This window comes from Pseudomonas sp. BNK-45 (genome assembly GCF_047456255.1).
Lineage (GTDB): Bacteria > Pseudomonadota > Gammaproteobacteria > Pseudomonadales > Pseudomonadaceae > Aquipseudomonas.
Map to the genome: position 1 here is coordinate 3,282,366 of NZ_CP179909.1, position 17,528 is coordinate 3,299,893.

Here is a 17,528-nt window from a genome sequence, read left to right on the forward strand (position 1 = left end):
GTCGATTACCGAGGGGGCACCGGTCTATTGGCATCCAGCAACGAATCCACCACCGCTCTCGCCATCTCCACCGAATGGATCATTGACCAAATCAAACCACGTTCCACACCGCTGGCGCGCTCGGTGATTTCATCGCTGACCTGTACCGCACAGTCCAGCAGCAACGACACATGCACCAAGGCTTCTTCGGCATTGATGCCGGGGCGGACACTGAACATGGATTGATGACCTACGGACGTAGGTACGGTGTCTTTCAGACTATTCAGGATTGAGGTTTCGGCGCTATGCGCGGCCAAGGCCAAGCGAATTCGCTGGGTGTCGATATCGTGTTCGGGGGTTCTGAATTGTCCAGGTAAGGACAGGGGTGGATCGGGAACGAGCTTTTTCATGGTGCATCTCCAATGTGAATGGAGCTGCCAGCGATCGCTGCTAAACGAAGGAGTGGCAGCTGTACGCAGGTTAGCAGACCGGTCACATTGGAAACCGGCGCACCCGAAGGTGCCCTGCGCACAGCCACCATAAAAAGCAGAAGAAAAACTCTGCCAACAGGTGACGTCGATGCGCCCAATGTGATGAATCGAGCTGCTAAACCCGATCACTGATATGCAGTGATGAACCGAGCCTAGACAGCCGAAGTATCAGGCGCAAGCGGGTTGGATTCTCTAGGAAAAGTCGCTCAATAGAAAGGGACTAGCCTTACACGGAGTTGTGAACTGAGTAGGGAATATGGCACCTGAAGGGTAGAGATGAAGGTGGTTAGTCTTCGTTAGCCGTCCAGTGATGGCAGGATTGAGTACGCCATCACTGGTAGAGGAAACGTAACTAATGGCACCTACAAAGCTGACTCGCCTTCTGCCAGTCGGTTGGCAAAATATTGCGCCGTCTCTGGGTCGGTACAGTACAAGTAGCAGCCCTTCATTCCTCTGGTCATCAAGGTCCGGTAGGTGTTCTTGATGATGAGATCAGTCTCTTGCTGTGCGAAGTCGGGTTGTTCCTTCATCAGCCTTTTCCAGCCACGAATTGTCTTGTCGTATTTGTCTCGCGCTTTGGGGGATGTCACTACCTTTCCATCGCGCACGATCAAATCTGGCCCGATGATCACACCGATATAATCCACCTCTAACCCTTGGCAGGTGTGAATACAGCCGACCTGATCCACGGATTTATCCGCGATGATCCACAGACTGCCGTCTTGATCCAGGTTCCATTGGCGGGCGTAGTGTTCACCGATTTCAATGTCTTTGGCTTTAGGGTCTTTCTTGCTGCTCCATGGCCAGCAGTAACCTGCGACGACACGCGCCTTGTTTCCGTGGTTCTTTTGTTCGATTGCCTCATGCATTGCTTGTGGCGAGTCGAACACTTTGAACTCGTACTCACTGGCATCGAGTATTGGGTTCGCGGTTTTGCGAATGCCCAGCACGTCATCTAGCCATGCCAAGTAACCATCGGAGCCACTGCAACGGAACTGGGAAGACAAGGTGTATTCCTCCACCGTTGCCCCTCGGGCCTCAGCAAACTCTCGGATTGCTTGTTTGCTGCCAATATCCTTAAGGGTTACGCGTTGATCCTCGTCGATAAAAAACACTGAGCATTTAGCGGACCCAATTAGTTCTTTGATCTGGTTTTCACCCTCGTTGCCATAAAAGCCGCTTTTCTCATTCAGCCTGTGGGCTTCATCAATGATCAGCGCGTCGTAAAAGTCAGGCTTGATCTCGGTATAGGCCCCCGAGCCGGAGAAAAGACTGGAGAACTTGGTGGGCTTGACAGTGCCAACCAGTTTCTTCTCATACACGGCACGTGGGGCGGCATTTTTTGAGACATACCTACTCATCAGCCGTAAGGCCGTGAGCCTAACCAACAGATTGATGGCCACTACTGTCTTTCCAGTACCTGGGCCACCTTCAATGATCAGCACCTTTGGAGCATCGGCAGAGGCCTCTGCGACTGCTTCAAGTACCGACTCGAAGACGGTCTTTTGATCATCAATCAAAACGAACTCAGGCTTGCCCTCCATCAGCCCGCTCAGTGCTTCAGCCAACGCTTTGGAGGGGCGGCTCTTACCGCTAGAAAGCTCGTAAAGAACGTCTTGGTTGTCGCCGTAATAGATGTGCTGTTTGAGGAAACTTCTCAGTTTCGTCAACTCGTCAGGACCTTTTAGGAATAAAGGCGCCTTGCTGGTATAGGCGTCGTAGTGAGCCGAGTTGATAACACCATCGCTGACATAGTTATGTAGGTAAGCGCATGGGTGGATTTTGATGCCTTGGTCATAGACGGCTTCATTGAAGCCTTCCAGCAAAGTGGCGTAAGACCACACCTGATAGGAAGGATGAATGGTTTCAACATGACTGCCACCCAGCGCGGTTTTTACGATCGCATCTTTACTGGTGGCGCTGGCTTTGCTCCATTGCTTCAGTTCCACCAACACGGCATTTTTACCTTGGTTCTGGTCGTGGCCTGTCAGCAAGAAATCGATGCGTTTCATGGATTGCGGAATATGTAGCTCAATGGCCACTCCGGCATCCTCCGGCAGATCCTTATCCCGTAGAACCTTGGCCATGTAAGTGAGCGATCCCTGCCAAGATCGGATCTCTGAAGCCGCCACTTTCTTGCCAGTGGCTTCTTTAAAGTGCTTGAGGATCACCTCTTCAATATCGTTGTTGTCGCAAACATCGAGGAATTGTTGTTTGGTCGCCGAATAAACGATCACAAGTGGTCCTTAGAGCCCAAGGGGTCAGAGTTGGTCGTACTTCTTGCTGGTGCTTTTGGCTTTGTCGACGGGGTACTTCTGGCCGTTCAACGCGAGTTTGTTTGTCACCGCCTCGTTTAGATCGACTCCCAGCACCGTGCTTAGTCGTACGAGGTACATGAGTACGTCGGCCAATTCATCTTTCACGGCTTGAGCGGTTTCTGGACGTTTGGCTGCGTCCTTGGCGTCGGCTTCGCTCATCCACTGGAAAATTTCGCAGAGTTCACCGGTTTCACCGGTGAGGGCTAGGAGCAGGTTTTTGGGGGAGTGGAACTGCTGCCAGTCGCGATCGTCTGCGAAGCGCTGTAGAGCAGTTGCTAGGCGATGGGTGTCGATTAGTGTTTCAGTGGTGGCAACTACAGTGCTCACAATCTTGCCTCGTAGTTTGACTACAGCTGGCGCGACTGAGAGCTGTGTCAGAAATGGGAAGGCAGATTGTAAGAGATTTCGACTTTTGAGTAAGGTTTTTTGCCGGTACTCGTTGAATTACGGCTCGGAGCTTATTTCGCGTCCAAAACGCATCCGTTTTCTTTTAAAACAATCAAAACCAAATTGAACAGTACTGTTAGATGATGTTGGCTAAAAATGATTGTGCTGTCTGAATACAGCGCTATCTAACCTGTAAAGGTTTTAGCAGCGTGAAAACCAACCCACTCCGGTGCTAACGTCCTAACCTTTGCTATCCTGCGCCCCTTTTCCCCACCGCAAGGAACGCAGGCATGACCCAGCCCATTGGCAGCAGTCCACAAACAAGGGCTGGCCAACAGCGTCACCTGCCACACCTCCTGTTCCGTCTGACCACAGCACTCCTGCTAGGCCTCGGGCTCATCACCCCCACCGCCCAAGCCAACCCCACCACCACCTACCGCGGCACCCTCGGCGATACCCCGGTTGAACTGGCGCTCACCTACGACTCCCAATACGGCGGTGGCATGTCCGGCTATTGGTTTTCCGAGTCCGAGCGACTGCCCATGGCGTTGGAATCCACGCCTTTCCATCCCGGCTCCGCGCTCTTGATCAACATCATGGACAACCCGACCCTGCCGGCGACGGCGGTGTCGTTGCAGCCGTTCGCCGAGGGCGCGGAGGCGTTGCAGGGCAGTCTGGTGGATCTGCGCACGGGCACGCAGCAGCCGTTGCAGTTGCAGCGGGTGATGCGTTTTGGCGGCAGTCAGCGGGAGGCGTTTGAGGGGGAGTTGCTGCAGCCGGTGTTCGATCGGGATTTCTATTTCAGTGTGCATGCCGCGCGCAAGGCTGGGGAGGAGGTGGCGCAGGTGGACAGCATCCGGGTGATCAGCCGGGCCACCGGTAAGCGGGTGCAGGAGATTGGCGGGCAGTGGTGTCTGTCGTCCGTGGGTACCAGGACGCTGACCTTCGGGCATTTTCATGACGAGGCGCGGATGGACTTTCAGGTCCAGGGCTATCGCGTGGGGGAGGCGGATGGCCGGGTGTGGTGCTCGCCCACGCAGTATTACCTGTACAACCGGGATCTGCGGACCTATCGGCGTCATCCGCAGTTGGAGCAGTTCGCGGCGGACGGTGATCTGCGCTTTTCCCCCAGTGGGCAGATGGAGTTCAGCAAGCAGGACTTCATCAATTACGACCAGCGCACTCGGCGTTGGGATTATTACCGGGTGATCACCCCTGAGCGTTTGGAATATCTGTCGTCGGGCGAGGAGCGTTTCTGATGCGTGGGTTTGATTTTGCTCGGGGGCTGGCGGTGCTGGTGTTGGCGCTGTGGCTGTTGCCGGCGCAGGCGTCCCATGGGGTGTATGAGGGGACCTTGGGCAAGCAGGCGATTGTCTTGACCCTGGGCAGCCAGAATGCGGTCTACCAGGGCACCTATGCCTATCAGCGCTATCGCACGCCGATCCGCCTCAAGCCGACCTTCAGCTACAGCAACAAGACGCTGGCCATGGATGAGCTGGACGAGCAGGGCTTGCCGGTGGCGCGTCTGCAGTTCAATGACTTGCTGAACTCCCGCCAGCAGGAGCAGGTGCGCGGCACCTGGACCAGTTATCGCACGGGCAAGACCTTGCCCATTGCGCTGAAGCTGGTGGGCCTGGTGGATTCGGATCGCTCGTGGCCGCAGCCGGTCACCACGCTGTTGCAGAGTGCTTCCACTAAACGCTGGTATTTCCAGGTGCCGATGCCGGGCAATGATCAGCGGATCACGACGGTGGAGGTGATGGACAAGGCCACCGGCAAGTTGCTGGTGAGCCTGGCGATCGCGGCACCGGGCTGTCCGAATCAGGGGGTGGATACCTTGCAGTTGCAGGGTGAGGGGGAGCAACTGCGGATTGCTTTCAAGGACTGCACGTTTCCGGGGTTTCGGTGGAATGAGGGCGGTGGGAGCTTTGCGCCGTTGCCTTGAGGCAGGGGATGGAAGCGTTGGGTAGCAGAACAAGGATCAGGTGTTGAACCTGGAAACTGTGGAGCCTCGTATGGATGACAAGCAAGCCCCTGTGCTGATCCAGGTGTACATGTCCGATGACGATGGCGCCGTTCGCGAGGAGTTGCTGGCGCGGCGCATCGATGAGGATATTTACGAGTTGCTCTCCTCACCGGGCCTGGCGCAAAACCTGGCGCGGGGCGATATCGTTTCCATCCGCAATCCCGATGCGCCGGCGCAAGTGCTGAAGCGCGGCGGGAATTTCTGCATTCAGATCTATGCCGATTACATTGATCCTTCGGTGATCAGTGCGCTTGAAAACGAGGTCGCTGGTGAACTGAGTGGAACCCTGGACGGGTTGTTCGAGGGGAACCTGTCATTCGCTGTTCCCGCGAGGAATGGCATGGACCGTATCAATGCGGTGTTCGATCGCTTCCGCGAGCAAACCGGGATTGAGTGGTACTACGCCAATGTCTATAAAAACCTCGACGACGATGAGGACGAGACACTGTTGAACTGGTGGTTGGACTGCTGATCTTTCCCGGGGCCTGGGCATGCCACCCAACAAACCGACCAAGTAGCGACCAAGTCAGCACCCGGTAGTGCTCCAGCGGCCGTTCTGTGGTGTGGGCCTGCATGGGCGTGGGGGAGCGCTAATCGTCCAACGGCGTGTTGGACGATTGAGACTTTTGTACTGGCATTGGAAAAAGGCGGGCCGACCTTTTGTTTGCTCAATCGTTGGGTGTGCTTTTTACCGGCGAGAGCGTGCTTGAGGACGCCTTCGCCGGCAAGCCGGCTTCTGCGGTGGATGTAGGAAGGGTCTGTCTTTTCTGTAAGGCAGGCTGGAGGCGCTGATTGCGCTGCTGTTCTGTGGGATAACCATCAGCGCAACCCTGGACGTACTGATCGATACCAGGGCGTATCCCACGCAGAGAGGTCGTAGCCATGGGCCAGGAAATGCGGCTGTTTCAGGAGGACTTGCTTAAGGCGGTTGCCGATATGAACGCCGGTAAGGCTGTGCGTTCAGTGACGCTGTTCATGGCGACTCGTCGTCAAGGACTGGCGGGAGGCGCGCAAGGTGTGTTTGTCGAGATTTTGATGGCTGGCCTGTGCCGGCGCTGCAGTTTTTCCGGCAAGCCACAACGCCCGGGATTTCGTGGGCGTTGTAGCCGCTGCCGCAGGCTGCGATCGGCCCCGTAGGGGCCGTCTGCATCAGAAACTCAATGAAGCACTCAACCGCGCCGTCAACGGCGCGCCCTGGAACAGGTAGTCGTCGCCCATGTATTCCCCTGCATCGCGCCAGTAGCGTTTGTCGAACAGGTTGTCCACGGTCAGGCGGAACACCGTCTCGTAACCGTCAATGCGGGTGCTGTAGCGGCTGCCGATGTTGAAGATGGCGTAGGCGCCGGTGGCGACGTTGCCCTGGCGGTCGGCGTGCTTGCTGCCGCTGTACTGCATGCCGCCCAGCAGGGCCAGGCCGTCGAGCCAGGGCAGGGCGTAGTCGCCTTGGAGGCTGGCTCGCAGGCGTGGGACGTTGAGGGTTTGGTGGCCTTCGTAGGCCGGGGTGCCGGTGTCCTCGACCCGGGAGCGAATCGCCGCGACGCTGGCGGCAATCTGCAGGCGCTGGGTGGCCCAGCCGTTGGCGGAGAGCTCCAGGCCGGTGTTCTTTTGCTGGCCTTGCTGGACGTAGGTGAAACCGCCGGAGGCATCCGGGCGCGAGTACTGGTAGGCCTGGCGCATCTGGAACAGCGCGGCGCTAAAACTCATGCGCTGCCAGTCGTACTTGACCCCGGCTTCGATCTGCCGCGAGACAGTGGGGGCGAGGGTGTCGCCACTGTTACTGGCGAACCAGGGGGCCTGACCTCCCAGGCTCAAGCCCTTGCTGTATTGGGTGTACAGCGACAGTTCGCTGATCGGTTTGTAGATCAGCGCGGCCTGGGGCAGGAATACATAGCGCTGGGTGTGGCGATCGCGCACGCCGTCCTTGTCGAAGCTCTCTTCGTCGAGGCGTACTTCGCGTCCGCCGAGAATGGTCTGCCACTGTTCGTTGAAGCTGATGCGGTCGCTGAGGAACAGGCCGTATTGGCGGCTGTCGAGGCGTTTGTGGGAGTCGTTGAGGGCGCCGTTGTAGCGGTCGAAGTTTTCCGGCTCGCTCTGGATATTGCCCGTGCCAATCCATTGGTTGATGGACTCGCGCCGATCCACTACGCGGCGAAATGCACTGGTCCCCACGCTCAACTCATGGCCCAGGCCCGCTGCGTCGAAGCGGCCATTGAGCAGCGCCTGCACTTCATCGTTGCGCCGGGTGTCGTCGGGGCTGCGAAAGTCGTAGATGTCGTAGTTGCCTTCGGGGCTGAAGTAGTTGCCGTTGGCATTGATGCAGCCGGTGGTGCAGCCGCCCCAGGCAAACGAACTGTAGTCATCGATCACCACCTTGCTGCGGGACGCGCTGAGGTTGCCGGTCCAGTTGTCGTTGAAGCGGTACTCGAAGTTGCCACCGATGTTTAGTGATTCATTGGTCACCGGCTTCGATCCGCTCTGATGCCCCAGGAGTCTTTTCGGCGAGGCGTGGTGGGGCAGGCTGGAGCCGCCCAGCAGTTGGTAACCCGGGGCCGAGCGCTGCTGCTTGTTCTGGTATTCGATATCCAGTTGCAGCAGGGCATCGGGGCTGATGTTCCAGTCGAAGGCCAGGGAGGCGAAGTCGCGCTGGCCATTGGTGTGTTCGACATAGGAGTGCAGGTCTTCATGGGCCAGGTTGGCGCGCAGGCCGAACTGCTGTTCGCTGCCGAACCAGCCGCCTACGTCGGTGGCCAGGTAACCGCTGCCGCGGTCGTCGGTGGAGACGGTCACCGAACGAATGTCCGTGGGCCGCTTGGTCACGTAGTTGACCAGGCCGCCGGGCTCGCTGACCCCGCTTTGCAGGCCGGAAAGGCCCTTGAGCAGTTCCACCCGCTGTTTGTTTTCCAGGGCGACGTTCTGCTCGCCGGTGATGGTGCGGTTGTTGATCTTGTAGCTGCTGGCCGCGTTCAGGGAGAAGCCGCGCACCTCGAAGTTTTCGTAGTAGCCCACTGGCGCGTAGCTCTGGCCCACCGAGGCGTCGTTCTTCAGTACATCGCTGAGCAGGCGGGCCTGCTGGTCGAGGATCATCTCTTCGTTGATCACGCTGATGGCGGCCGGGGTGTCCAGCAACGGTGTTTCGCTGAAGCCGCCCACCGAGGCGCTGTCGGCTTGGTAGCCGGAAGGCGCTTGCGCGCTGACGGTCTGGCTTGGCAGTTCGGTGGCGGCGTTGGCCACGGCGTGGCTGCCGGCCAGCAGCAGGCCCAGGGTCAGGCGATGGCGCGGCAAGCCGGCGCTGGGGGCGGGTGAGCGGGACATCGAGTGAGCGGGGTTCATGAACATTCCTTGAGGGCAACGCGCTCTCTAGCGCAGGCCCGGGCAGGCCCTTGAAGCAGCGGATGACGGACGTGGGGAGTATCGGGGCCGTGCGGCGAGCATCCGGCTGTCCGGGGCGGTTGCAGGTATGCGCGGTCGGGCGGGCGCCATCATACAAGCTGCGGCGCGGGGGTAAAGGCACACAGGCACAGGGCCGGGGGGCGTGTGGTGGATACCGGCCCTGCTGGAGGGAAAAGGCAGGGGTTACGGGTTGGACTCGGGAGGGTTCATTTGCAGGGACTCGATCTGCTGTTCCAGGGTTGCAATCTTGCCCAGCAGGATAGTGATGAGTCTTTCGTCGTGGCTGCGGGCTTCGGAAGCGACCAGCGACTTTTCCAGGCGGTCGACGATTTCATTGTTCATGCTGCGGTTTTCCTGCTTGGCGATGCGCTTGACTTGCGTGTGGAGCTCACCAGGCAAGCGAACGATGAACTTTTGAGCGGGGGCGCACATGCCGGACCTCGGGTGATATCAAAAAGAAACATCATAGAAAGGTCGGGGCAGGCAGGGCTTCAAGAAAATTCTGAAAAAACAGCAAGATCGGGCTTAGTTTCGCTGAGCAGGCTTGGCGATCCGCCGGGCCGCATCCAGGCATTGCGCCCCATCAAGCCAGGCCCCTCAATCAAGAGTCGGGGGCGAGGCCGCCAGGCCCTCGCCAGCGCTGAACGGCCGTTGGTAACCGGGCCTCTGGCCGCTGGCTGAAGCCCGGTGATCGACCTTAACGCCGATCCAGCCACACCGTCTGCGCATTGCAGAACTCGCGCACGCCGAAGTGCGACAGCTCGCGGCCGAAGCCGCTTTTCTTCACCCCGCCGAAGGTCACCCGGGGGTCGCTGGCGCTGTAGCCGTTGATGAACACGCCGCCGGTTTCCAGTTCGTCGGTCATCTGCCGGGCCCGTTCCAGGTCCTGGGTGAAGATCGTCGCGGTGAGGCCGAACTCGCTGTCGTTGGCCAGCGCCAGGGCGTGTTGCGCGTCCCGGGCGCTGATGATGGCGGCCACCGGGCCGAACAGTTCCTGCCTGAAGGCGGTCATCTGCTCGGTGACGTCGGCCAGCACCGTGGGCTGATAGTAGTTGCCGGCGCCTTCGACCTTGTTGCCTCCCAACAGCAGGGTGGCGCCTTCGGCCAGGGTCGCCTGGACTTGCTGGTGCAGCTCGTCACGCAGGTCGAAGCGGGCCATGGGGCCGAGGTAGGTGTCGCTGGCCAGCGGGTCGCCCATCACCAGGGCGCGGGTGGCCTCGACGAATTTGCGGGTGAATTTCGCGACTACTCCTTGCTCGATGATCAGGCGCTTGGCGGCGGCGCAGACCTGGCCGGTGTTCTGGTAGCGGCCGATCACCGCAGCCTTGACCGCTTCGTCGAGGTCGGCGTCGTTGAGCACGATAAAGGGGTCGGAACCGCCCAGTTCCAGTACGCATTTCTTCAGCGCGGCGCCGGCCTGGGCGCCGATGGCGATGCCGGCGCGCACGCTGCCGGTCAGGGTCACGGCGGCGATGCGGCGGTCGGCGATGGCGCGGGACACGCCGTCCGGGGTGACGTTGAGCAGCTCGAACACGCCTTCAGGGAAACCGGCGCGCTGCATGACGTCCAGCAGCAGGTAGGCGCTGCCCATGACGTTCGGCGCGTGCTTGAGCACGTAGGTGTTGCCGGCCAGCAGCGCCGGCACCGCGCCGCGCAGCACCTGCCAGATCGGGAAGTTCCACGGCATCACCGCCAGCAGCGGGCCCAGGGGGCGGTACTCGATGCGCGCCTTGTTGTTTTCCACCAGGGTCGCTTCCGGGGCCAGCATGGCCGGGCCGTGCTCGGCGTACCACAGGCACAGCTGGGCGCACTTTTCGATTTCGCCGCGGGCCTGGGGCAAGGGCTTGCCCATTTCCTGGCTGATCATCCGCGCCATGGCGTCGCTGTTGTCCCGCAGGGCCTGGGCCAGGGCGGTCAGGTGCGCGGCGCGGGCGGCGACGCTCTGGCGCTTCCACAGGGCAAAACCGCGGGCGGCGCGCTCCAGGGTGGCGTCGCTTTCAGCTTCGGACTGGTAGGGATAGGCGCCGATCTGCTCACCGCTGGCGGGGTTGATCGACAAGGCGTGGGTGTGGCTGGAAACAAGGTTCATGGCACCGTCCTGCAAGGTGGGAATGACGGCAGGTTACGGTGCTGGCTCTTTACTGAAAACTGAATAATATTGAGCTAGTCGTTCACGTTTGGAGAATGCTGTGGATCTGGTCCAGCTGGAAATTTTCAAGGCCGTTGCCGAGCAGGGCAGCATCAGCGCCGCCGCGCAGTTGATCCACCGGGTGCCGTCGAACCTCACCACCCGGATCAAGCAACTGGAGCAGGACCTGGGGGTGGAGCTGTTCATCCGCGAAAAAAGCCGCCTGCGCCTGTCGCCCGCCGGGTGGAACTTCCTCGACTACGCCCGGCGCATTCTCGATCTGGTGGCCGAAGCGCGCCTGACCGTGGCCGGCGAGGAACCCCAAGGCCCGTTTGCCCTGGGCTCGCTGGAGAGCACGGCGGCGGTGCGCATCCCGGCGCTGCTGGCGGCTTACAACCAGCAATACGCCAAGGTCGAGCTGGACCTGTCCACCGGCCCTTCGGGGACCATGATCGACGGCGTGCTCTCCGGGCGTCTGGTGGCGGCCTTCGTCGACGGCCCGGTGCGCCACCCGGCCCTGGAAGGGCTGCCGGTGTTCGAGGAAGAAATGGTCCTGATCGCGCCCCTGGGGCACGCGCCCATCACCCGGGCGCGGGAGGTCAACGGCGAAAGCATCTACGCCTTTCGCGCCAACTGTTCCTACCGCCATCACTTCGAAAGCTGGTTCACCCAGGACGCCGCGGTGCCGGGCAAGATCCACGAAATGGAGTCCTACCACGGCATGCTGGCCTGCGTCAGCGCCGGCGCCGGGCTGGCGCTGATGCCCCGCAGCATGCTGGAAAGCATGCCCGGCTGCGCCACGGTCAGCGTCTGGCCGCTGTCCCCGCGCTTTCGCTTCCTGCGCACCTGGCTGGTCTGGCGGCGCGGCACCGTGTCCCAGAGTTTGAGCAGTTTTGTGAAGTTGCTGGAGGAGCGTGGGGCGGTGCTGGCCGAGGTTTGAGGGGCGCGATGTTCAACGCCTGCTCAAGGCCAGGCGCGCGGCGAACAGCACGAAGATCATCCCTGTGGTGCGGTCCATCCACTGGATCACCTTTTCCCGCTGCAGCACCCCGCTCAGGGAGCGGGTGGCGCCAATCAGCAGCAGGGACCAGACCAGCCCCAGCACCACGTGAATGCTCACCAGACCGAAGGTCCAGAGCACCAGCGGCTGTCCCTGGGGAATGAACTGCGGCAGGAAGGACACGTAGAAGATCCCCACCTTGGGGTTGAGCACGTTGCCCAGCAGGCCCTTGAGAAACCAGTGGGTGCCGGGATTGCCGTCCGGGTTGGCCGGAGCAAACGAGCGGCGCGGGCGCAACAGCATGTTCAGCCCCAGCCAGGCCAGGTAGGCGGCGCCGCAGTACTTCAACAGGTTGAAGGCCAGTTCCGACACTGCAATCACGGCCCCCAGGCCGAAAGCCACGGCCGCGCCCCAGAGCAGGCAACCGGCGTTGATGCCCAAGGCCGCGCGCAGGGCCTGGTGCTTGCCTTCCACGGTGGCGGTGCGCAGCACCAGGGCGGTGTCCAGGCCCGGGGTCAGGGTCAGCAGGGTGGCGGCCAGGGTGAAGGCCAAGAGATTTTCAGTGATCGACATGGGCAGGGTTTCAGGCCGGGACGTTGGCGAACGTTAGCACAGCCGCGGAGTACTGATGCGCGCCACGAGTGTGGTCATGTTTGTGGGAGCGAGCTTGCTCGCGATGCTTGCCAAAGCGCCGCCTATTCCCAACGAGTGCGCATTATCGTTGGCGTCCTTCGCGAGCAAGCGCGCTCCCACAAGGGTGGGTCAATACGGGCAGCGGGGTTCTGGGATGCCCAGTTGCTGTTGCCGGGCTGCGATCTGTTTGTCCAGGCTTTGTTTGCCACTGAGTAGCTTGAGGTGCTGCACACTGGGCGGCAGTTGGCTATCGATCAGTGTTAGTACATCCACCTGAGGAACCTTGATGAGGCGCAGGTCAGCGATGTTCGAGGTTTTCAGGCCGCTGATTTCCCCCAGGGTCTTGAGGTTGCTCAGGCTCAGCTTGCGCAACTGCGGCGCCCCGCCAAGGTCCAGCCGGCTCAATTGCGCCTGATCCTCGATCTTCAGCGCTTCAAGCTGTGGAAAGCCGTCCAGGTCCAGGCGGTTGAGGCCGCGAACCCGCATGATCTCAAGCTCCCTGACGTAGGGATTATGTAGCTCAGGCATCTGCTCACGGCTGCCGAACTCCACCGACAGACTGCGCAGGCCGCTCATGCCGGCGACCATCCCCAGGGTTGTCTCGGCCGGCAGGCGATGCAGACTCAGGGTGCTGATGCTCGGACACTGGCTCAGAATCTCCAGGTCATGGCTCTGCGGGCTGATGTGCAGGCTCTGCAACTCGGGCATGCGGGCAATCGGCGCCAGATCGATGGCCGGGCCCTGGTCCAGGGAGAGCCGCAGGCTGTGCAGGCGTTCGAGGTTGGGCAGGGCCAGAAGCCCGGGTAGCTCGGCGCGGAAGACTTCCAGAGCAAGCTCCCTGAGCAGGTGCAGGCTGCCAATGGCCTGGACATGTTCCAGGGTTTCGAGGCCGTCCAGGCTCAGCGAGTGGACGTTGGGCAGGGCGAGCAAGGTCCGGCCATCAAAACCTCTGCTCGAATAGTGGTTGTAGAAACGCACGGTAAGGCGCTCGCCATAACGTGCGCAGAGGGCATCGAGCTGTTCCAGCAGTTGGCAATCGTATTGCTCGACGCTGTGCCACTGGACGATGACCCGGGCCCGCGGATCGGCCTCTAGCCGGGCACCGACCTGCAGGCGCAGGTCGGCCTGGGTCGGTGCTTTGATTCGATGGGGAAACATCAGCGGTCCTTGAAGCTTGTCGCGCGGCATCATGTCATACAGCATGCCCGGCTACGCCACGCTGAGCGTCTGGCCACTGTCGCCGCGCTTTCGATTTCTGTGCAGGGGCGATGGGTGCACTGCAGGCCAGCCTCAGGCCTTGCACCGGACCAGCGCCAGATACACCCCCGAGCCTTTCCCGGGTTCGATGTAATGCGCGTCGTCCAGGTCGGCTATCCGGGTTGGTTTCATCACCAGTTCCAGCTCCGGTGCGCCGGCATACCATTCGTTGTTGTCGTTCAGGCCATTCTCGAAAGCGGCGAGAAACGCCGGGCAACTGTCGAACTTGCCGTAGCTGTAGTTGCCTTGCTGGTCGCTGTAGAAGCGTGAGTAGCTCAGCAGCACGATGCCCCAGCGCTCGATGCGCTCATCGGGACTGGTGCGGGGGATCTGCTTGACCAGGTCCTTGCGGATTTCCCAGATCTTGTAATAGGCATTCTTGTTGTTGTGCACCACCTTGAACTCGATGGCGGTTGCCGCCTCTTCGCCGTAGCTGTCCTCGACCCAGATATCCACCTTGCGCCGCTCGGCGGCGATCAGCCAGCGCGGGACGTTGCTGCGCGCAACGCTGATGTTGCTGGGGCGGTAGTCATCGCGTTGATCCAGCTGGCCGCCGAGGCCGAAGTGCTCGCGATTGATGTCCAGCAACGCCGCCGATTCCAGGCTCAACCAGAGTTCGGGAGCGGCGCTGACCATGATGGATTTGAGGATGCGCTGGCGCTCGTCTTTTTTCAGGTGATTGAGCAGCAGTTCGGTAAAGCCGGGAACAAAGGACATGAGATCTCCTTATCAGGTCCGAAAGGGTGGAGCGGTGAGGTTGATGCTGTTCTGTAGGAGCGAGCTTGCTCGCGATGATCTCCAAAGCGCCGCAGGTTTCCTGTGAGTGCGGGTTATCGTTGACGTCCTTCGCGAGCAAGGGCAGCCGGTGTTCAGTATGGGCCACGGGGTTCCGGGATGCCCAGTTGCTGTTGCCGGGCCTCGATCTGTTGGTCCATGGCGCGTTTGCCACTGTGCAACTTCAGGTACTGCACGCTGGGCGGCAGCTGTTGCTCGATCAGGGCCAGCAGGTCCACCTGTGGGATCTTGATCAGGCGCAGGTCGGCGATTGTCGAGGTGTGCAGGTGGTTGATCACTCCCAGGTTCTTGAGGTTGATCAGGCTCAGCTTGCGCAACTGCGGCGCACCGCTCAGGTCCAGTTGGCCGAGTTGCGCCTGGTCCTCGATCTTCAGCGCTTCAAGCTGTGGAAAGCCGTCCAGGTCCAGGCGGTTGAGGCCGCGCACCCGCATGATCTCCAGCTCCTTGACCTGCGGGTTGCGCAGCTCCGGCATCTGCTCGCGGCTGCCGAAGGTCACCGAGAGGCTGCGCAGGCCGCTCATGCCGGCGACCATCCCCAGGGGCGCCTTGGCCGGCATGCGGTGCAGGTCCAGGTGGCTGATGCCCGGGCACTGGCTGAGCACGTCCAGGTGATGGGTTTGTACGCTGAGGGACAGGGTGTGCAGCTCGGGCATGGCGGCCAGTGGCGCCAGGTCGATGGCCGGGCCTTTGTCCAGGGACAGGCGCAGTGTTTGCAACCGCCTCAAGTTGGGCAGGGCCAACAGGCCCGGCAGTTCGGCGCTGATGACCTGCAGGGCAAAGTCCTTGACCCGGTGCAGGCTGCCAATGGCCTCGAAGTGCTCCAGGCTGTCGAGGCAATCCAGGCTCAGGGACTGCACATGGGGCAGGGCCAGCAACACCCGGGCATCGAACGCGCTGCCTGGGTAATGGCTATAGAAACGCACCTTGAGGCGTTCACCGAAACGGGCGCAGAGCGTGTCGAGCTCATTCATCAGCTCGCCGTCGTACTGTTCGGCCTTGGCGAACTGGACGATGACCTGGGCCTGGTCATCGGCCTCCAGGCGGGCGCTCACCTGCTGTTTCAGGTCGGCCTGGCTGGGGGCTTGAATTCGATGGGGAAACATCAGCGGTCCTTGATGATTTTCGCCGCGGCATCATGCCATTGCGCAATCCTCACGGCCATCGACCCGGCCAATTGCCGGGCCGCCTGGCAGCCAAGGTTACGGGTCGACCTGGCCCATCAGCTCGGCCACCGATTCCGGGCGCTTGGCGTAGCGCTGGGCCAGCACCGCGCAGACCATAAGCTGGATCTGGTGGAACAGCATCAGGGGCAGAATCAGCACGCCCATGGTGCTGCCGGCGAACAGCACCTGGGCCATGGGCACGCCGGTGGCCAGGCTCTTTTTCGAGCCGCAGAAGAGGATGGTGATGCGGTCTTCCTGGTCGAAGCCGAACAGCTTGCCGAGAAAGCTCGAGGCCAGCAGCACCAGGGCCAGGAGGATGCAGCAGGCCACCACCAGCCCGCCCAGTTCCCACAGCGGGATCTGGTGCCAGATGCCTTCGTTCACCGCCTCGCTGAAGGCGCCGTAGACCACCAGCAGGATCGAGCCCTGGTCGACGAAGCGCAGCCAGTGCTTGTTGCGCCCGACCCAGGCGCCGATCCAGCGCCGGGCGATCTGCCCGGCGATAAAGGGCAGCAGCAACTGCACGCTGATCTTGATGATCGCATCCAGGGTCGAGCCGCCATCGCCGTGCACGTTCAGCAGCAGGGTGACCAGGAGCGGGGTGAGGAAGATGCCGAACAGGCTCGACGCCGCGGCGCTGCAGATGGCCGCCGGGATATTGCCCCGGGCCAGGGAGGTGAAGGCGATGGCCGATTGCACCGTGGCCGGTAGCGCGCACAGATACAGCATGCCCAGGTACAGGTCGTTGCCCACCAGCGGCGACAGCAGCGGCTTGAGTGCCAGCCCCAGGACCGGAAACAGGATGAAGGTCAGGCTGAACACCAACAGGTGCAGGCGCCAGTGACCGGCCCCGGCGATGATCGCCTCCCGCGACAGCTTGGCGCCGTGAAGGAAGAACAGCAGGCCGATGGCGAGGTTGGTCAGCCAGCCGAAACCGACCGCCACCTGGCCGCTGGCCGGCAGGAAGCTGGCCAGCAGGACCACGCCGATCAGGGTCAGGGTGAAGTTGTCGGGCAAAAGACGTGAGCGAGTCATAGCGGTTTCATCCGGGGGTTGCCAAGTGCAGTGGGGCGACTCTAACGTGGCTGCGGTTTACCGACTAACGCCAAGGAGCCCATTAATGCCGCCTAAAGGACATGAAAAGATCGTCCGCCGCAGTATTCCCGGGCTGCCGAGTCTGCCGCGACCGGTGTACGGGCGCACCGAATCCTTGCCCAACCGGGCCCTGACCCGGCGCCACAGTCACCCCTGGGTGCAATTGTCCTATGCGATCCAGGGCGTGCTGGAGATCCAGACCCTTGGCGGACGCTTTGTTGCCCCGCCACAGCGCGCGGTGTGGATTCCCGCCGGGGTGCCGCACCGGGTGTTCAGCTCGCCGCGCACCGAAATGCGCAGCCTGTACCTGGATTGCAGCGTCACCGCCTGGGCGGCCACCGACAGCTGCCAGGTGCTGGCGGTCAGCAGCCTGTTGCGGGAACTGATCCGCGCCTTCAGCGAATTGCCGGTGGAGTATGTCGAGGACAGCGCCGACGGGCGCCTGGCCCAGGTGCTGCTGGACCAGCTGGCTGCCGCGCCGCAACTGGACCTGATGCTGCCGCTGCCCCTGGACGCGCGCTTGCGCACGATCTACCGCAGCCTGCAGGCGCACCCGGAGCAGCCGACCACCCTGGGTCAATGGAGCCAGAAGCTCGGGGTCACGGAGAAGACCCTCAGCCGCCTGTTTCTCAAGGACACCGGGCTGACCTTTCGCGCCTGGCGCCAACGCTTGCGCCTGCTCGGCGCCCTGACCCCCCTGGAGCAGGGCGAGCGGGTCACCGATGTGGCCCTGGCCTGCGGCTATGACTCGACCTCGGCGTTTATCGCCGCGTTTCGCCAACAGTTCGACGCCACCCCCGGCGAGTTCTTCCACGACCTCTGAACCCCCGCAATTCCTGTAGCCGCTGCTGAGCCCGCGAAGCTGC

The 17,528-nt window shown here is 61.4% G+C and carries 16 protein-coding genes; 5 read left to right on the top strand and 11 right to left on the bottom strand.

Annotation, left to right across the window (positions count from 1 at the left end; genetic code table 11):
- Positions 1 to 5 precede the first annotated feature (5 nt).
- From ACMGG8_RS15250 to ACMGG8_RS15260, 3 genes are all read right to left on the bottom strand, one after another.
- Complete coding sequence (locus ACMGG8_RS15250) at positions 6 to 389, bottom strand: DUF6124 family protein (protein WP_414159839.1); 384 nt, start codon at positions 387 to 389, stop codon at positions 6 to 8.
- A 443-nt stretch (positions 390 to 832) separates the two neighbouring features.
- Positions 833 to 2,707: a DNA/RNA helicase domain-containing protein gene (locus ACMGG8_RS15255; protein ID WP_414159840.1), complete on the bottom strand. Its 1,875-nt coding sequence runs from the start codon at positions 2,705 to 2,707 to the stop codon at positions 833 to 835.
- Between the two features lie 24 nt (positions 2,708 to 2,731).
- Positions 2,732 to 3,115 (bottom strand): nucleotide pyrophosphohydrolase, encoded by a 384-nt coding sequence (locus ACMGG8_RS15260; protein WP_060844083.1) that lies wholly within the window; start codon positions 3,113 to 3,115, stop codon positions 2,732 to 2,734.
- Between the two features lie 350 nt (positions 3,116 to 3,465).
- Between ACMGG8_RS15260 and ACMGG8_RS15265 the strand changes: the two genes are divergently transcribed.
- The 3 genes from ACMGG8_RS15265 (at position 3,466) to ACMGG8_RS15275 (ending at position 5,673) form a co-directional block, all read left to right on the top strand.
- Positions 3,466 to 4,434: a hypothetical protein gene (locus ACMGG8_RS15265; RefSeq protein WP_414159841.1), complete on the top strand. Its 969-nt coding sequence runs from the start codon at positions 3,466 to 3,468 to the stop codon at positions 4,432 to 4,434.
- Positions 4,434 to 5,120, top strand: coding sequence for a hypothetical protein (locus ACMGG8_RS15270; RefSeq protein WP_207166197.1), 687 nt, complete (start codon positions 4,434 to 4,436; stop codon positions 5,118 to 5,120). The genes ACMGG8_RS15265 and ACMGG8_RS15270 overlap by 1 nt, the downstream gene beginning before the upstream one ends.
- Positions 5,121 to 5,190: 70 nt before the next feature.
- Positions 5,191 to 5,673 (top strand): DUF4265 domain-containing protein, encoded by a 483-nt coding sequence (locus ACMGG8_RS15275; protein WP_414159842.1) that lies wholly within the window; start codon positions 5,191 to 5,193, stop codon positions 5,671 to 5,673.
- Between the two features lie 677 nt (positions 5,674 to 6,350).
- On the opposite strand, the gene ACMGG8_RS15280 is transcribed toward ACMGG8_RS15275, so the two are convergent.
- The 3 genes from ACMGG8_RS15280 to ACMGG8_RS15290 all read right to left on the bottom strand — a co-directional run bounded on the left by ACMGG8_RS15280 (position 6,351) and on the right by ACMGG8_RS15290 (position 10,680).
- Positions 6,351 to 8,513: a TonB-dependent siderophore receptor gene (locus tag ACMGG8_RS15280; protein ID WP_414159940.1), complete on the bottom strand. Its 2,163-nt coding sequence runs from the start codon at positions 8,511 to 8,513 to the stop codon at positions 6,351 to 6,353.
- A gap of 261 nt (positions 8,514 to 8,774) precedes the next feature.
- Positions 8,775 to 9,023, bottom strand: a complete 249-nt coding sequence (locus ACMGG8_RS15285; protein ID WP_060840083.1) for an Arc family DNA-binding protein — start codon at positions 9,021 to 9,023, stop codon at positions 8,775 to 8,777.
- 265 nt (positions 9,024 to 9,288) lie between these two features.
- Positions 9,289 to 10,680, bottom strand: a complete 1,392-nt coding sequence (locus ACMGG8_RS15290) for an aldehyde dehydrogenase family protein (RefSeq protein ID WP_414159843.1) — start codon at positions 10,678 to 10,680, stop codon at positions 9,289 to 9,291.
- 100 nt (positions 10,681 to 10,780) lie between these two features.
- Here ACMGG8_RS15290 and ptrR point away from each other — a divergent pair, with 100 nt between their 5' ends.
- Entirely contained in the window at positions 10,781 to 11,659 is an 879-nt protein-coding gene (gene ptrR, locus ACMGG8_RS15295; protein ID WP_060841982.1) for a putrescine utilization regulator PtrR, read from the top strand.
- Between the two features lie 12 nt (positions 11,660 to 11,671).
- On the opposite strand, the gene ACMGG8_RS15300 is transcribed toward ptrR, so the two are convergent.
- The 5 genes from ACMGG8_RS15300 to ACMGG8_RS15320 all read right to left on the bottom strand — a co-directional run bounded on the left by ACMGG8_RS15300 (position 11,672) and on the right by ACMGG8_RS15320 (position 16,602).
- Positions 11,672 to 12,292, bottom strand: coding sequence for a LysE family translocator (locus ACMGG8_RS15300; RefSeq protein ID WP_414159844.1), 621 nt, complete (start codon positions 12,290 to 12,292; stop codon positions 11,672 to 11,674).
- 189 nt (positions 12,293 to 12,481) lie between these two features.
- Positions 12,482 to 13,510, bottom strand: coding sequence for a hypothetical protein (locus ACMGG8_RS15305; RefSeq protein ID WP_414159845.1), 1,029 nt, complete (start codon positions 13,508 to 13,510; stop codon positions 12,482 to 12,484).
- A gap of 132 nt (positions 13,511 to 13,642) precedes the next feature.
- The gene (locus tag ACMGG8_RS15310; RefSeq protein WP_129405759.1) at positions 13,643 to 14,326 is read right to left on the bottom strand and encodes a hypothetical protein; all 684 of its coding nucleotides are present in this window, start codon (positions 14,324 to 14,326) and stop codon (positions 13,643 to 13,645) included.
- 152 nt (positions 14,327 to 14,478) lie between these two features.
- Positions 14,479 to 15,507, bottom strand: coding sequence for a hypothetical protein (locus ACMGG8_RS15315; RefSeq protein WP_414159846.1), 1,029 nt, complete (start codon positions 15,505 to 15,507; stop codon positions 14,479 to 14,481).
- Between the two features lie 96 nt (positions 15,508 to 15,603).
- Complete coding sequence (locus ACMGG8_RS15320) at positions 15,604 to 16,602, bottom strand: bile acid:sodium symporter family protein (RefSeq protein ID WP_060840078.1); 999 nt, start codon at positions 16,600 to 16,602, stop codon at positions 15,604 to 15,606.
- Between the two features lie 85 nt (positions 16,603 to 16,687).
- Between ACMGG8_RS15320 and ACMGG8_RS15325 the strand changes: the two genes are divergently transcribed.
- Positions 16,688 to 17,485: an AraC family transcriptional regulator gene (locus ACMGG8_RS15325; RefSeq protein WP_414159847.1), complete on the top strand. Its 798-nt coding sequence runs from the start codon at positions 16,688 to 16,690 to the stop codon at positions 17,483 to 17,485.
- Positions 17,486 to 17,528: the final 43 nt, after the last annotated feature.

Bases quoted from the DNA above. Each gene is read 5' to 3' on its own strand.
- ACMGG8_RS15305 (WP_414159845.1), bottom strand. From the start codon at position 13,510: ATGTTTCCCCATCGAATCAAAGCACCGACCCAGGCCGACCTGCGCCTG.
- ACMGG8_RS15270 (WP_207166197.1), top strand. From the start codon at position 4,434: ATGCGTGGGTTTGATTTTGCTCGGGGGCTGGCGGTGCTGGTGTTGGCG.
- ACMGG8_RS15285 (WP_060840083.1), bottom strand. From the start codon at position 9,023: ATGTGCGCCCCCGCTCAAAAGTTCATCGTTCGCTTGCCTGGTGAGCTC.
- ACMGG8_RS15320 (WP_060840078.1), bottom strand. From the start codon at position 16,602: ATGACTCGCTCACGTCTTTTGCCCGACAACTTCACCCTGACCCTGATC.
- ACMGG8_RS15300 (WP_414159844.1), bottom strand. From the start codon at position 12,292: ATGTCGATCACTGAAAATCTCTTGGCCTTCACCCTGGCCGCCACCCTG.
- ACMGG8_RS15275 (WP_414159842.1), top strand. From the start codon at position 5,191: ATGGATGACAAGCAAGCCCCTGTGCTGATCCAGGTGTACATGTCCGAT.
- ACMGG8_RS15310 (WP_129405759.1), bottom strand. From the start codon at position 14,326: ATGTCCTTTGTTCCCGGCTTTACCGAACTGCTGCTCAATCACCTGAAA.
- ACMGG8_RS15325 (WP_414159847.1), top strand. From the start codon at position 16,688: ATGCCGCCTAAAGGACATGAAAAGATCGTCCGCCGCAGTATTCCCGGG.
- ACMGG8_RS15290 (WP_414159843.1), bottom strand. From the start codon at position 10,680: ATGAACCTTGTTTCCAGCCACACCCACGCCTTGTCGATCAACCCCGCC.
- ACMGG8_RS15250 (WP_414159839.1), bottom strand. From the start codon at position 389: ATGAAAAAGCTCGTTCCCGATCCACCCCTGTCCTTACCTGGACAATTC.
- ACMGG8_RS15265 (WP_414159841.1), top strand. From the start codon at position 3,466: ATGACCCAGCCCATTGGCAGCAGTCCACAAACAAGGGCTGGCCAACAG.
- ACMGG8_RS15280 (WP_414159940.1), bottom strand. From the start codon at position 8,513: ATGTCCCGCTCACCCGCCCCCAGCGCCGGCTTGCCGCGCCATCGCCTG.
- ACMGG8_RS15315 (WP_414159846.1), bottom strand. From the start codon at position 15,507: ATGTTTCCCCATCGAATTCAAGCCCCCAGCCAGGCCGACCTGAAACAG.